The organism is Arthrobacter sp. SlRoot2-15, assembly GCF_059739345.1.
On sequence record NZ_AP046058.1, the window covers coordinates 1,924,738 to 1,938,739 of the forward strand.

The window sequence follows — 14,002 nt, forward strand, 5'->3', positions numbered from 1 at the left end:
CGGAACGGTGTGGTCCAGCCGGATGCCACCAGCCAGGAGATCTACGACGGCGGCATGGCCGTGCGCCGCGAGGTGCTCGGTGCCGCGCACGTGGACCGGGCCAACGCCGCCAAGGACGCCTTCACGGAGGACTTCCAGGACATGATCACCCGGATCGCCTGGGGCGGGATCTGGACCCGGCCCGGGCTCAGCCGGCAGATGCGCTCGGCCGTCACCATCACCGCGATGGTGGCGCACGGGCACTGGGAGGAACTGGCCATGCACGTCCGCGCCGCTATCACCAACGGCCTGAGCAGGGACGAAATCAAGGAAATCCTGCTGCAGACCGCGATCTACTGCGGCGTTCCCTCCGCCAACACCGCCTTCAAGACCGCCCAGCAGGTGTTCCGCACCATCGACGAAACTGATCCAACCGCCGCACCCCCACCCAACTGACTCGCACTTGGGGCCGTTTTCAGGGCTGAAAACGGCCTGATCTGCCAGCCAGTTGGGAGGGAACGTAACCATGAGGGACATGAGAGATGACTGAGGCTTTTTTGTACGACGCCGTGCGGACCCCGTTCGGGAAGTTCGGCGGCGGGCTCGCCGCGGTGCGCCCGGATGACCTGGCAGCGCACGTGATCGGCGAGGCCGTGAAGCGAGCCCCGGGGCTCGATCCGGAGCGGATCGCCGAGGTGGTGTTCGGCAACGCCAACGGCGCTGGTGAGGAGAACCGCAATGTCGCCCGGATGGGCACGCTGCTGGCCGGGCTGCCGGTCTCGGTTCCGGGGACCACGGTCAACCGGCTCTGCGGGTCCTCGCTGGACGCGGCGATCATCGCGTCCCGCCAGATCAACACGGGCGACGCGGACCTAATGCTGGTCGGCGGAGTTGAATCCATGTCCCGGGCGCCCTGGGTGCTGCCCAAGACCGAAAAGCCCTACCCGGCCGGGGACCTCGCCCTGGTCTCCACCACGCTCGGCTGGCGGCTGGTGAACAAGGCCATGCGCCCGGACTGGACCGTCTCCCTGGGCGAGGCCACGGAGCGGCTCGCCGAAAAATACGGGGTCGGCCGCCAGGCTCAGGACGAATTCTCCGCCAACTCGCACAACCTCGCCGCAGCGGCCTGGGACGCGGGCTTCTACGACACCCTGGTCGCCCCGGTCCCGGGCACCGACCTGGTCCGCGACGAGGGCCTCCGTCCCGGGTCCTCCGCGGAGAAACTTGCCGGGCTCAAAACCGTGTTCCGGACGGAGCAGGGCACCGTCACCGCCGGGAACGCCTCCCCGCTCTCGGACGGCGCGTCCGCGGCGTGGCTCGGCTCCGAAACCGCGGCCGGCCTGCTGGGGATGGACCCGCTGGCGCGCATCGCCGGACGCGGCGCGCACGCGAACGACCCGCAGTTTTTCGGTTACGCCCCGGTGGAGGCCGCGAACAAGGCCCTCGCGAAGGCCGGGATCGGCTGGGAGCAGGTCGGCGCCGTCGAACTCAACGAGGCCTTCGCCGCGCAGTCCCTGGCCTGCATCAACGCCTGGGGCATCGACCCGGCCATCGTGAACCGGCACGGCGGCGCGATCGCGATGGGCCACCCCCTCGGCGCCTCCGGAGCCAGGATCCTGGGCACCCTGGCCCGGTCCCTGCAGGCCTCCGGGCAGCGCTGGGGCGTCGCCGCGATCTGCATCGGCGTCGGCCAGGGCCTGGCCGTCGTCCTCGAAAACGTTTCTACCGCCGGCCGGAATAACCCGTCGGCGCCGGCTGCAAAGGGCTAGGACATGCTGAACTTCATTGACACCGTGGGCGAGGCCGTCGCCGGGATCACGGACGGCTCCACGGTGATGATCGGCGGTTTCGGCAACGCCGGGCAGCCGTTCGAACTCATCGACGCCCTGCTGGACTGCGGCGCCACCGGCCTCACCGTGGTCAACAACAATGCCGGCCAGGGCGATCAGGGCCTGGCCCTGCTGATCAAGGAAGGCCGGGTAAAGAAAATGATCTGCTCCTTCCCGCGGCAGTCCGATTCGTGGCACTTCGACGCGAAGTTCCGCGCTGGCGAGATCGAGCTGGAGCTGGTGCCGCAGGGGAACCTGGCTGAGCGGATCCGGGCCGCCGGCGCCGGCATCGGCGGCTTCTTCACCCCCACCGGCTACGGCACCATGCTGGCCGAGGGCAAGGAAACCCGCTTCCTGGACGGCAAATGGCAGGTCTTCGAAACGCCCATCCACGCCGACGTCGCGCTGATCAAGGCGCTCACGGCCGACGGGAAGGGCAACCTCGTCTACCGCAAGACCGCCCGCAACTTCGGCCCCATCATGGCGGCGGCCGCCAGACACACGATCGTCCAGGTCTCCGAAATCGTCCCCACCGGCGGTCTGGACCCGGAAAACGTTGTGACCCCCGGAATCTACGTCAACAGCATCGTGAAGGTGGCCTGAGATGAGCCTCAAGACGAGTATCCAGACCTCGGACGCGCCGCTGGGCCGCGACGACCTTGCCCGCCTGGTGGCCCGGGACATCAAACCCGGCTCGTTCGTGAACCTGGGCATCGGCCAGCCCACCCTGGTCTCCAACTACCTGGAGCCGGAGCAGAACGTCACGCTCCACACCGAGAACGGCATGCTGGGCATGGGCCCGGAGGCCACCGGGGACCAGGTCGACGGCGACCTCATCAACGCGGGCAAGGTCCCCGTGACCGAGCGGCCGGGCGCGTCCTACTTCCACCACGCCGACTCCTTCGCGATCATGCGCGGCGGCCACCTGGACATCTGCGTGCTCGGCGCGTTCCAGGTCTCCGCCACCGGGGACCTTGCCAACTGGCACACCGGCGCCGCGGATGCGATTCCCGCCGTCGGCGGCGCCATGGACCTGGCGACCGGCGCGAAGGACGTCTTTGTGATGATGACGCTGCTGACCCGCGAGGGAGTGTCCAAGCTGGTGGAGTCCTGCACCTATCCGCTCACCGGAATCGGCTGCGTGACCAGGGTCTACACAGACAAGGCGGTCTTCCTGACCGGCCCCGACGGCGTCCAGGTGCGCGAGACCTTCGGCTGCACCCTCGAGGAGCTGCAGGCCCTGGTGCCGGTGCCGCTCACCGCCGCCGCACCCTAAGCCTCCGTATAAAGTGATGCGTGATCGAGAGGCGTTAAATGACTGAGGCAGCAAAGGGCACCCGGGCCGACGGGGCGCCCGCGGCCAGCGACCAGTACGTGCAGTCGCTGGCGAGGGGGCTGGCGGTGATCCGGTCCTTCGACTCGGACCACCCGCTGATGACGCTGACCGAGGTGGCGGCCCGGACGGACCTCACCCGGGCCACCGCGCGCCGCTTCCTGCACACCCTCGTCGAGCTCGGGTACGTCCGCACCGACGGCAAGGCCTTCGCGCTGACCGCCAAGGTGCTCCAGCTTGGCTACGCCTACCTCTCCGGGCTGTCGCTGCCGCAAATCGCGCAGCCGCACCTGGAGGAGCTCTCGCTCAAGCTGGGGGAGTCGACGTCGGCCGCCGTGCTGGACGGGACTGACATCGCCTACATCGCCCGGGTCGCCACGCGTCGGATCATGACCGTCGGCATCACCGTGGGCACCCGGTTTCCGGCGTACGCCACCTCCATGGGCCGAGTGCTGCTGGCCGCCCTCCCGCCGGCACGGCTCAAGGAGTACCTGGCCACGGCCGAACTGCGGCCCCTCACACCACGCGCGATCGGCACCCCCGAAGAACTCGTGGCGGAGCTGGATACCGTCCGCGGCCAGGGCTGGTGCCTGCTGGACCAGGAACTGGAGCTGGGGCTGATGTCCCTGGCCGCGCCGATCCACGACGGTCCCAAGGTGGTCGCCGCCATCAACGTCTCGCTGCAGGCCCAGGCCGTCGCTGCGCAGCCGGACCCGGCGGCCTACCTGGAGTCGGTCCGCGAGGCCGCCGTCGCCACCGCGGAGCTCATTTCGGCCGACCTCTCCGCCGGAGGCTGATCCGGGGCAGGGCCCGTGCCGATACCCCGGCCTAGCCCCGGCGGGCCTGGGCGAACAGCTGCCGCAGCGTAAAGAAGCAGCCCAGGGCGCTGAACAGCAGCGCCATCAGGAATTCACCCTTGAGGTCCTCGATCAGGTCCGGGTTGCTCGTCAGGTTGTAGCCCAGGAGGTCCCATGCCTCGGGTTGGGCCAGCATCGCCAGCGGTGAATCGCCCACGTAGTCGGCCAGGTCCACCCAGATGCTGGCCAGGAATGACAACAGCACCGTCACGATTGTCACGCCCACAACCACCCACGCGCCATGCTTGGTCATGTTTGAGCCGCGGCCCGCCATGCTGCCGGCGAGATACAGCCGGGCGGCTCCTGCCGCGGTTACGAAGGCAACGATTGACCCCATCCACCCCAGCTTCCACAGGAGCAGCCAGAGTCCGACGCCGACCGGCACCACGGCGAGGGCAAAGACCGTGCCGCGCACCGTGCTATCCAGGGACTCCGGCCGGACCGGGGGGAGGGGCCGGGGGAGGGGGAGGGGCAACGCGGGCAGCTGCGCCTGCCGGTGTTCCGCGGAATCCGGCCAGGGCGCGCCGTCGGGCCACCGCTGGCCGTAGCGCGGCTCGGCCGGGCCAAAGGATTCGGATTTTTTTTCAGCGTCAAAATCTGCGCGCTCTGTCATCATTCCCCCAAATGAGATGAGTGTCCCGGTCATCGATGTGCCGGTAAGTCCCGCCCAGTCTGGCACAAGGCGGCCCGAAAATGAGGATTTTGGCGGCATTGTTTCGGCCGGGACGGTGCTGCCGTGATTCCTAGACCTCTTGCGCCAGGTTCCAGCCCCGCCCCGATAGGATTTCCCTGCGGGACCCATCCCGACCACTTGCCCGAAGGACGCCATGCCACAGACCAATGCCGCGCAGGAAACCCCCGGCCAGGACGCCCCCGTCCAGCCCAAGCGCGCCGCCGTGATCATCAACCCCATGAAATCCTCCGGCGAGGACTTCAAAGCCTCGTTCTACCGGCTCTGCGAAACACAGGGCTGGAGCGAACCGCTGTGGCTCGAAACGACCGCCGAGGACACCGGCCTGGGCCAGGCCCGCCAGGCGCTCGAGGCGGGGGTCGACGTCGTTATCGCCGCCGGCGGCGACGGCACGGTCCGCTGCGTGGCCGAGGTCCTTGCGGGCACCGGGACGCCGATGGGCCTGGTCCCGATGGGCACCGGCAACCTGCTGGCCCGCAACATCGGCGTCGACATCACCGATCCGGTGGCCGCCAGCTATGACGTCCTGAACGGCAGCGACATCAAGGTGGACGTGGTGAAGGCCAGCCTGGACCACGCCGAGGACGAGCAGGTCTTCCTGGTCATGGCCGGCCTTGGCTACGATGCGGCGATCATGGCGAACACCGTCGACGAGCTCAAGGACCGTGTGGGCTGGCTCGCGTATGTGGAAGCCGGCATCCGGCACCTGCCCGGCAAGCCGGTGAAGGCGCATATCAGCATCGACGGGCAGCACCCGGTGCGGCGGCGGATCCGCAGCGTGATGGTGGGCAACTGCGGCAAGATCACCGGCGGCGTGGAAGTCTTCCCCGACGCCAAGATCGATGACAACATTCTTGACGTCCTGATCCTGGCCCCGGCGGGCAGGCTCGGCTGGTTCAGCGTGCTGGCCGGCATGTTCGGGCGGAAGGACAGCAAGAACAAGTCGGTGGAGTACTTCGCCGGGAAGACCGCGGAAATCAGCCTCGACCATGAGCAGGAGTTCCAGCTCGACGGCGATCACATCGGCAAGGCCAAGCACCTCAAGGTCACTGTGGAGCACGAGGCGCTGGCCATCCGGATGACGAAGGCGGCTTAGCCCTCCGTCGCGGGGACCTGCCGGTAGGCGAGGATCTCGGCGAGCTCGGCCAGCCGGTGGGCCCGCGCGGATTCAGCGGGGGTGAACGGCTCGCCGGGCCGGATGAAGCTGATCGGGCCGTGCCAGGCGGTTGGGATCCGCAGCAGCGTGCCGTCCCGCGGGTCCTGGAACGGCGGCCCCGGGTCCGATCCCGGCAGCGCAACGATCCGCGCCCGCAGCAGCTCCGCCACGGCCAGCGGCAGCTCGGCGGGATGGGCGGCGATCCGGGCCGCGAGGCTCAGGGCGCCGGTCTGCCCGTCGGCCATGGCCAGGGCGGTGGTGGGCCAGACCTGCGGCTCGCGGCCGCCCCCCTCGCGCAGGGCCCGCAGCAGCCCGGCCTCGCCCACCTCCCCCGGGGCGGACAGGACAAATTCGTCCAGGACCCCGCCCGGCACGTGGTGGACGTGGATGCTGAGGATGTTGGTCTCCAGCCCGGCCAGGGCCTGTGTGAGCTTCTGCAGGGCGCCGGGCCGGTCCCGCAGCACCGTGCGCGCCCGCCACAGGGCCGGTGCTGCGCCGAGCCGGCTGCGCTGCCGCAGGGCCGGGGCGTGCAGCCAGCGCCGCAGCATCCGCGCCGCCGACGGTTCGGCCACCCAGATCACCAGCACCGTGGCGGTCAGCGTGAGCACCAGCACTTTGGCCAGGTACGGCAGGTGCGTCTCGACGACGGCGGCGTGCACCAGCAGTTCGATCGGCAGCATCACGGCGACGTTGGCCAGGGTCAGCCGCGCCTTGGTGGGTTCGGGCATCTGGCCGCAGACCTCGCAGCTCAACTCCGCCGGCGTTGTGCGTTTTGCTCTGGGCTTCATGCTCCTATCGTGTCCGCCGGCTGTTTCGGGCTGGTTGCCGATGGATGAAGATTGGCGTCCCGGCGCGGCCCGGCCCAGGAGCTGCGGGCCGGGCGGGTCAGCGGCTGCGTTCGCCGGAGTACTCGGCCGTCCGGCGGCCGGGGGCATCCGCGCCGCCCTCGGCGTCGCTTCCCGGCTTCGCGCCGGATCCGGCCAGCGAAGCCAGCAGGTCGCGGATCTCCGCCAGCAGCGCGGTGTCCGGCGGGAGGGGCTTCTCCTCCGGCTCGGCGGTGGCCAGGCGCTGCTTGACCATCCGGTTGATCCGGTTCATCGGCGCCACAAAGATGAAGTACACCACCGCGGCGGTGATCATAAAGGTCACAAAGGCCGTCACGACCGCCCCGATATTGACGAAGGTCTTGTCGTTGCCGGGCCAGACGTAGAAGCCGAGTCCGTGCGTCTCGACGCCGCCGGCGGCCGCAATAACCGGGTTGATGATGTTTGTGGTGAAGGCCGTGACCAGCGCGGTGAAGGCCGTGCCGACCACGACGGCGATGGACAGTTCGATCACATTGCCGCGCAGGATGAAATCCTTGAATCCTTTGAGCATGGTGTCCTCTCGAATGGTGTTTCAACCGCTAGACGCTACCATCTCGACCCCCAACAAGGCTTCCGTTCAACGGAATCCGAGGCCCGGAATGTCCCGCTGCAGGCGTACGATTCAACCGGATGCCAGTGCCGCCGTCGTTCCCTGAACCGAATGCAAAGGAAGGCCCATCCCGCCCGTGAAGCCCGCGACGTTGCTTGCCGACATGTTCACCATGGCTCCGGCCAACAAGGATCACCAGGTCGCGGTCCGGTGCGCCGTGGGCGTCTTTGTCCCGCTACTGAGCCTGGTGCTGCTGGGCCGCCTGGATCTGGCCATCTTTGCCTCCTTTGGCGCCTTCACCGGAATCTACGGCCGGAACGAGCCCCACGGCCGGCGGCTGATCCTCCAGCTGCGGGCCGGCGCGCTGATGCTGGCGGTGATCCTGCTCGGTGCCCTGACGGCCCGGGCCGGGGAAGTGTTCGCCCTCACGCCATCCGGCAGCACCTGGCTGCAGGTCCTCGCCACCACGCTGGTGGCCGGCGGCTGCTCGCTGATTGTCGCCTGGTGGCGGCTCCGGCCGGCGGGGTCGCTATTCCACATCTTCGCCTTTGCTGCGATTGCCTCGATCCACAACCAGCCGCCGCTGTGGCAGGGCATGCTGGTGGCGGTCCTGACGGTCATCTTCGCGCTATTGATCGGCCTGTCCGCCCGCGTGCTCCGGAGCCGCCGCCAGCCCTGGTCCTGGCCCCGGCCGGCCCGGCCCACCGCAGTGGAGCGCCGCGTGGCCCGGCTTGAAGCGGTGGGATACCTCGTGGCGGCGGGGCTGGCCGGCACCCTTGCCACCCTGATCGGGGAGTGGCTCGGCTTCGGTCACAACTACTGGGCCATGGTAGCCGCCGTCGTCCCGCTGGTGGGGCACACCACGCGGCACCGCCTCAGCCGCGGCCTGCAGCGCATCATCGGGACCGCCCTGGGGCTGGTCCTGCTCGCCCTGATCCTGCTGCTGGAACCCGCCCCCTGGCAGACCGTGCTGGTGATCGCCGCCTGCCAGTTCGGCGCCGAAATGTTCATCGCCCGCCAATATGTGCTGGCCCAGGTCTTCGTCACCCCTTTGGCCCTGATTTCGACCCTGTTGGTGGCCCCAGTGCCGGCGGGAACGCTGCTGCGGGACCGCTTCCTGGAGACCGTCATCGGGGCCACCGTCGGCGTCGCCGTGGTGCTGGCTCCGGCCGTGTGGCGCCGGCTCAGCGCGGGTGGCCATTCAATGGAAGACTGATACCAGGCACAGCAACAGCTTGGGGAAGCAGGACGGATGGCTAATTCCCGCACCGGGGACTCGGTGGTGGACCGCGTGGTGCGCCTGATCGAGGCGTTCCCCGAGGGCTCGACGGCCCTGCAGCTCTCCGACCTCGCGGACCGTGCGGGCCTGCCCCTGACGACGGCGCACCGGCTGGTCCGGCAGCTGGCCGGGCACGGCCTCGTGGAGCTGGGCGGCGGGGGATCGGTCCGGCTGGGGCTGCGGCTGTGGGAGCTGGTGAACCGGAATTCCCCCACGCTGGCCCTGCGGCAGGCGGCCATGCCCTTTATGGAGGACATCCAGCAGGTGCTCCACCAGAACGTGAACCTCGCCGTGCTGGACGCTTGGGAGGCCCTGTTCGTGGAACGGTTGTCCCGTCGCGGCTCAGTTGCGAACCGCGCCCAGATCGCCGGCCGGATGCCCGTGCACCTCTCCTCGGCCGGACTGGCTTTGATGGCCCACCAGCCGGCCCCTGTGCAGGCGGAGTACCTGCGCCAGTTCACCGATCCCGCGGGCGGGGTGCGCGCCGCGGACGTCCGTGCGCTCCTGGCCGAGGTGGCCGGCCAGGGTTTTGCCGAGCTGGCCGGAGTGGTGGATGCCGACACCTGGGGAATCGCCGTTCCGGTGCTGGACGGCCGGAAGCGCGCTGTGGCGGCACTCGGCGTCGTGGTCCCGCTGCGGGAGGTGCGGCTGCAGGCGCTGGTCCCGGCCCTGCAGACCGCGGCCCGCGGCATCGGCCGGCGGCTCGGGGACGCCCGCGCGGCCGCTGATTTCCGTTCAACGGAAAGCCTGTAACGCGGATCACCCCGGTGGGCGCACACTGTAGCCAGAGAAAGCACCGGCCCCGGACGCCCAGCAGTCCCGGCCCCGCAACGAAGCGAGGACACCATGGCAAACCGCAAAGTCATCACCACCCAGGTCGCGATCATGGGGGCCGGCCCGGCAGGGCTGATGCTCTCGCACCTGCTGGCCAAAGAGGGCATCGAATCCACCGTGATCGAGATCCGCAGCCACCAGGCAATCTCCGAAACCGTCCGTGCGGGCATCCTGGAACACGGCTCCGTAAACCTACTCGTGGACAGCGACGTCTCCGACCGTGTCCTGCGTGACGGCGACCGCCACGACGGCATCGAACTGCGCTTCAACGGCGAAAGCCACCGGATCGACTTCCAGGACCTCGTCGGCGAGTCGGTCTGGCTCTATCCCCAGACCGACGTTTTCCTCGACCTCGCCGCACGGCGCCGGGCGGACGGCGGCGATGTCCGGTACAGCGTCACCGACACCACCATCTACGACCTTGAGGGCGACCCAAAGGTCTGGTTCACCGATGCCGACGGAGTGGAATGGGAGCTGCAGGCCGACTTCATCGCCGGCGCAGACGGCTCCCGCAGCCACAGCCGGTTCCAGATCCCGGAGGCCCAGCGCAAGTGGTACTTCCACGAGTACCCCTTCGCCTGGTTCGGGATCCTGGCCGAGGCGCCGCGCAGCTCCGACGAACTGATCTACGCCAACTCCGAGAACGGCTTTGCCCTGATCAGCCAGCGGACCGAGACCGTCCAGCGAATGTACTTCCAGTGCGATCCCAACGAGAACGTCAACGACTGGAGCGAGGACCGGATCTGGGACGCCTTCCGCAGCCGCGTCAACGGCAACGGCTTCGAACTCAAGGAGGGACCGGTTATCGACAAAACCGTCCTGAAGTTCCGCAGCTTTGTGCACGCCCCGATGCGCCACGGCAAGCTCTTCCTAGCCGGCGACGCAGCCCACACCGTCCCACCGACCGGGGCCAAGGGCCTGAACCTCGCGCTGCACGATGTCAAGGTGCTTTTTGAGGGCCTCGACAGCTTTTACAAGACCGGCTCCACCAGGCTCCTGGACCTGTACAGCGACCGCGCCCTGGACCGGGTCTGGAAGGCGCAGCACTTCTCCTACTGGATGACCTCCATGCTCCACACCCCGACCGACGCCGACGACTTCGCCCGCGCCCGGCAGCTCGGCGAGCTCAGCTCCGTGGTGTCCTCGAGGCACGGCCGCGCCTACCTTGCCGAGGCCTACACGGGCTGGCCGGCAGGACGCTAGGCGGCCGCGGCAGGGCGCAAAATTCCGTCGACAGCACCCCGGGCCAGGACTAGCCTTTAACCGTCCCAGCATGACCCCAACAAGGACGACGGAGAGGTGTCCGATCATGGGAAGCACGGAGAATATCGAGCTGGTCCGGCGAGGGTACGAGGCCTTCAACGCCGGGGATATGGCGACCCTCAACGAGCTGTTCGCGGAGGACGCAGTCTGGTACGTGGCCGGCAGCGGCGTGCTCTCGGGAACGAAACAGGGCCGCGACGCCGTCCTGGCCTACTTCGGGGAACTGGGAGCACGCACCCAGGGTGACTTCCAGGCCAGGGTCCAGGACATCGTCGGCGGCGAGGACCACACAGTCGCGATCCAGCAAACACACGGAACCAACAACGGCAAGACCCTGGATATGTCCACCGTCATCACGTTTGTGGTCCGTGACGGAAGAATCGCCGAGGGCAGGGAGTATTTCGAGGACACGGCCAGGGCTGACGATTTCTGGGTCTAGCCCGTGCCGACACCCTAGCTTGGGCCGCGGCCAGCCCCAGCCAAGCGGCGGTCACGGAACGGGCGCGGGATCTTTCCGCGCGTCGTCCATGGGGACCGCCGCCGGGGTTTCCGTGCCGCCGGCTCTGGCCTTTGCGGCGCCCGGCTTCCGCCCCGACCGGCCGTAGACCAGGTACATCGTCACACCGGTGATCACCATCAGCAGCACCGTGTAGACGAAGGTGTTGGACACCCCCTCGATGCCCTCGGCGCCGTCGGTGTTCGCCTTGATGACCAGGCCCAGCGGCTGGAAGAGCGGGTGGGCCAGGAAGATCGCCGTGTCGTAGTCGTCCAGCATGCTGTTGAAGTTCAACGCCGTGACCGCGGCCGCGGCAGGCAGCACGATCGGCAGCAGAATGCGCCGGAAGATGTAGAGCGTCTTGGCGCCCATAATCCCGGCGGCCTCCTCGAGCGAGGAGTTGACCGCGGCGAAGGAAGCCTTGAGCATCCTGAGCGTAAAGGGGATCTTCACGGTCACAAACGCCACCAGCAGGATCACGGTGGTTCCGGTCAGCACGGCGCCGCCCACCAGCGGATTCGGGTGGTCATAGCTAAGGATGAGGCCCAGGGCCAGCAGCGCCGCCGGCAAAATCCACGGAATGTGCAGCAGGTACTCGACGGCGGTGGTGACCCAGTTGCGGTACTTCTGCAGGATCCGGGCCACGAACAGCAGGCCGCCGACGGCGATCACGGCGGCCAGCGCGCTGTAGGCAATGCTGATGAGGAACGGCCGCAGCCCCGAGGGCTGGGTGAGAACCCGGACGTAGTTGTCCAGGGTCAGGCTGCCCGGCTGCAGCTGGCCGGTCTGGATGGCGGCGCCGTCGGCAAAGGAGTACAGCACAATCAAAACCACCGGCAGCGTGTAGACCGCGAACAGCAGGTACGCGAGGGCATGCACGACGGCGTTGGCCGCGGGGTTGGTGATCTGCTGCTTCTGCAGCCCGGCGGAGACCTTGGAAACCGAGAAGTAGGTTCCGCCCTTTTCCAGCCGCGTCATGACGGCGAGCATCAGCATGGTCGCCACGCCCAGGATGACGGCCAGCAGGGCGGCAAGGTCCCGGGAGGTGGGGCTGTTGGTGAACGTCAGGATCATCGGGGTGATGGTCTGGAAGTCCCGGCCGCCGAGCACCTGCGGCGCGGACAGGGCGCCGAGTCCGGTCAGGAAGGACAGCACGGTCACGGCGAACAGGGTGGGCTTGAGCATCGGCAGCACAATCCGGCGCAGGATCGTCCAGGTGGAGGCGCCCATGTTCCGGGCCGCCTCGATGGTCTGGTAGTCCACCCCCTTGAGGGCGTTGGTGACAAACAGCATGTGGTTGGTGGTGGTGGCAAAGGTCATGACGGCCAGGACGGCGAAGAACCCGGAAAACCAGCCGCGGTCCAGGTCCGGGAAGAGGGAGACCAGGAACCCGGTGACGATCCCCTTCTCCCCGTAGATGAACTTGTACCCTGCGGCGAGGACGATGCCGCCGTAGATGAATGTCGTGGCGTAGCCGAGGAACAGGATCCGGGAACCGCGGATCTTGAAGTACTGGGTGACCAGCACAATGAAGATCCCCACCACATTGACCGTGATGGACAGCGCGACGGCCAGCAGGAAGCTGTTGCCCAGCGATTTCATCGCCCGCTGCGAGGAGAACAGTTTCTCGGCGGCCCGGCCGGAGAACTTCCCGTCCGGGAAGAACGTCTGGATCAGCACATTCGCGTTGGGCCAGACCAGGAAGGCGGCGATGAACCAGGTCAGGACGACCCCGGCCGCCAGCACCGCCGGGGAGCGGAGCATGCTCCGGGTGCTGGCGCCGCCGGCGCCGGCCCGGCTCACGCCCGGTTCGCTTCCTGCAGCCGGCCGCCCAGCGAGACGCCGGTTTCCGGGTGGTACTGGAGCACGTGGGCGGGCTGGACGTAGACGGTCGCGGGGCTGCCGGTGGCGGGGTGGGCGCCGCCGTCTTCCTTGACCAGCAGGCGGATCTCGGAACCGTGGCAGCGCACGACATACCGGCTGTGCAGCCCGTGGTACGTCCGCGAAATGACGGTCCCGTCCACCGCAACGGCCGAGCCGTCAGCGGCCGGCTCCAGCGACGCCTTCTCCACCCGGAGGTAGGAGTTGGCCGAGGGGTCCAGGGCGTGGCGTGAGAGCCGGTTCAGTTCGGCGACGAGGTCGGCGCCCAGGCGCGAGCTGTCGCCGATGAAATTGCAGACGAACTCGGTGGCGGACTCGTCGTAGATGCTCTGCGGCGTGCCCACCTGCTCCACCACGCCCTTGTTAAAGACGGCCACCCGGTCGCTCATGGCCAGCGCCTCGTCCTGGTCATGCGTGACGTAGACCGTGGTGATGCCGAACTCGCTCTGCAGGTCCTTGAGCTGCTGCCGGAGCTGGTGCCGGAGCTTGGCGTCCAGGTTCGAGAGCGGCTCGTCGAGCAGCAGGATCTTCGGCTGCAGCACCAGCGCCCGGGCTACGGCGACGCGCTGCTGCTGGCCGCCGGAGAGTTCGGCGACGTTCTTGTGCAGCTGCTCCTCGGACAGGTCCACGCGCCGGGCGATGTCGCGGACCAGCCGGTCGCTCTCGGCCGCTGTCTCCTTGCGGACGCGCAGGCCGAAGGCGATGTTTTCCCAGACCCTCATGCTGGGGAACAACGCGTAGTTCTGGAACACCATGCCCACCTGCCGCTTATCGCTGGGCAGCCGCGTGACCGCCCGGCCGTCGACGTAGACCTCGCCGGCGGAGGGCTCGATGAACCCCGCCAGCGTGCGCAGCGCCGTCGTTTTGCCGCAGCCCGAGGGACCCAGCAGCGTAAAGAACTCGCCCTGCTTCACCTCCAGGTTGAGCCCGGGGATGGCGGTGAAGTCACCGAAAGTGACCTCGATGTTTTCGAAACGGATCATGGGAC

The 14,002-nt window shown here is 68.3% G+C and carries 15 protein-coding genes; 10 read left to right on the forward strand and 5 right to left on the reverse strand.

What is annotated here, in order from left to right; all coding sequences use genetic code 11:
- Positions 1-9: 9 nt before the first annotated feature.
- The 5 genes from pcaC to AC6I9V_RS08805 all read left to right on the forward strand — a co-directional run bounded on the left by pcaC (position 10) and on the right by AC6I9V_RS08805 (position 3,938).
- Positions 10-435 (forward strand): 4-carboxymuconolactone decarboxylase, encoded by a 426-nt coding sequence (pcaC, locus tag AC6I9V_RS08785; RefSeq protein WP_497899110.1) that lies wholly within the window; start codon positions 10-12, stop codon positions 433-435.
- Between the two features lie 86 nt (positions 436-521).
- Entirely contained in the window at positions 522-1,748 is a 1,227-nt protein-coding gene (locus AC6I9V_RS08790; RefSeq protein WP_497899111.1) for a thiolase family protein, read from the forward strand.
- A 3-nt stretch (positions 1,749-1,751) separates the two neighbouring features.
- Positions 1,752-2,411 carry a 3-oxoacid CoA-transferase subunit A gene (locus AC6I9V_RS08795; RefSeq protein WP_497899112.1) on the forward strand — a complete coding sequence of 220 codons (660 nt, stop codon included), beginning with the start codon at positions 1,752-1,754 and terminating at the stop codon, positions 2,409-2,411.
- A 1-nt stretch (position 2,412) separates the two neighbouring features.
- Complete coding sequence (locus tag AC6I9V_RS08800; RefSeq protein ID WP_497899113.1) at positions 2,413-3,084, forward strand: 3-oxoacid CoA-transferase subunit B; 672 nt, start codon at positions 2,413-2,415, stop codon at positions 3,082-3,084.
- Positions 3,085-3,122: 38 nt separating this feature from the next.
- Positions 3,123-3,938 (forward strand): IclR family transcriptional regulator domain-containing protein, encoded by an 816-nt coding sequence (locus AC6I9V_RS08805; protein ID WP_497899114.1) that lies wholly within the window; start codon positions 3,123-3,125, stop codon positions 3,936-3,938.
- A 31-nt stretch (positions 3,939-3,969) separates the two neighbouring features.
- Here AC6I9V_RS08805 and AC6I9V_RS08810 read toward each other — a convergent pair whose 3' ends face one another.
- Entirely contained in the window at positions 3,970-4,611 is a 642-nt protein-coding gene (locus AC6I9V_RS08810; protein WP_497899115.1) for a hypothetical protein, read from the reverse strand.
- 214 nt (positions 4,612-4,825) lie between these two features.
- Between AC6I9V_RS08810 and AC6I9V_RS08815 the strand changes: the two genes are divergently transcribed.
- The gene (locus AC6I9V_RS08815; protein ID WP_497899116.1) at positions 4,826-5,785 is read left to right on the forward strand and encodes a diacylglycerol/lipid kinase family protein; all 960 of its coding nucleotides are present in this window, start codon (positions 4,826-4,828) and stop codon (positions 5,783-5,785) included.
- Here the strand turns inward: AC6I9V_RS08815 and AC6I9V_RS08820 are convergent.
- The gene (locus AC6I9V_RS08820) at positions 5,782-6,633 is read right to left on the reverse strand and encodes an ACT domain-containing protein (RefSeq protein WP_497899117.1); all 852 of its coding nucleotides are present in this window, start codon (positions 6,631-6,633) and stop codon (positions 5,782-5,784) included. The two genes, AC6I9V_RS08815 and AC6I9V_RS08820, sit on opposite strands and share 4 nt — an antisense overlap.
- Before the next feature lie 97 nt (positions 6,634-6,730).
- Positions 6,731-7,222 (reverse strand): large conductance mechanosensitive channel protein MscL, encoded by a 492-nt coding sequence (gene mscL, locus AC6I9V_RS08825; protein ID WP_497899118.1) that lies wholly within the window; start codon positions 7,220-7,222, stop codon positions 6,731-6,733.
- 202 nt (positions 7,223-7,424) lie between these two features.
- Between mscL and AC6I9V_RS08830 the strand changes: the two genes are divergently transcribed.
- The 4 genes from AC6I9V_RS08830 (at position 7,425) to AC6I9V_RS08845 (ending at position 11,076) form a co-directional block, all read left to right on the forward strand.
- Positions 7,425-8,477, forward strand: a complete 1,053-nt coding sequence (locus tag AC6I9V_RS08830; RefSeq protein WP_497900287.1) for an FUSC family protein — start codon at positions 7,425-7,427, stop codon at positions 8,475-8,477.
- Between the two features lie 36 nt (positions 8,478-8,513).
- Positions 8,514-9,293 (forward strand): IclR family transcriptional regulator, encoded by a 780-nt coding sequence (locus AC6I9V_RS08835; RefSeq protein WP_497899119.1) that lies wholly within the window; start codon positions 8,514-8,516, stop codon positions 9,291-9,293.
- Positions 9,294-9,386: 93 nt separating this feature from the next.
- Complete coding sequence (locus AC6I9V_RS08840; RefSeq protein ID WP_349412746.1) at positions 9,387-10,577, forward strand: 4-hydroxybenzoate 3-monooxygenase; 1,191 nt, start codon at positions 9,387-9,389, stop codon at positions 10,575-10,577.
- 106 nt (positions 10,578-10,683) lie between these two features.
- Complete coding sequence (locus AC6I9V_RS08845) at positions 10,684-11,076, forward strand: nuclear transport factor 2 family protein (protein ID WP_497899120.1); 393 nt, start codon at positions 10,684-10,686, stop codon at positions 11,074-11,076.
- Positions 11,077-11,127: 51 nt separating this feature from the next.
- On the opposite strand, the gene AC6I9V_RS08850 is transcribed toward AC6I9V_RS08845, so the two are convergent.
- Together AC6I9V_RS08850 and AC6I9V_RS08855 are read right to left on the reverse strand one after the other, a co-directional pair.
- Positions 11,128-12,897, reverse strand: coding sequence for an ABC transporter permease (locus tag AC6I9V_RS08850; RefSeq protein ID WP_497900288.1), 1,770 nt, complete (start codon positions 12,895-12,897; stop codon positions 11,128-11,130).
- A 35-nt stretch (positions 12,898-12,932) separates the two neighbouring features.
- Entirely contained in the window at positions 12,933-13,997 is a 1,065-nt protein-coding gene (locus AC6I9V_RS08855; protein ID WP_497899121.1) for an ABC transporter ATP-binding protein, read from the reverse strand.
- Between the last annotated feature and the right edge of the window lie 5 nt (positions 13,998-14,002).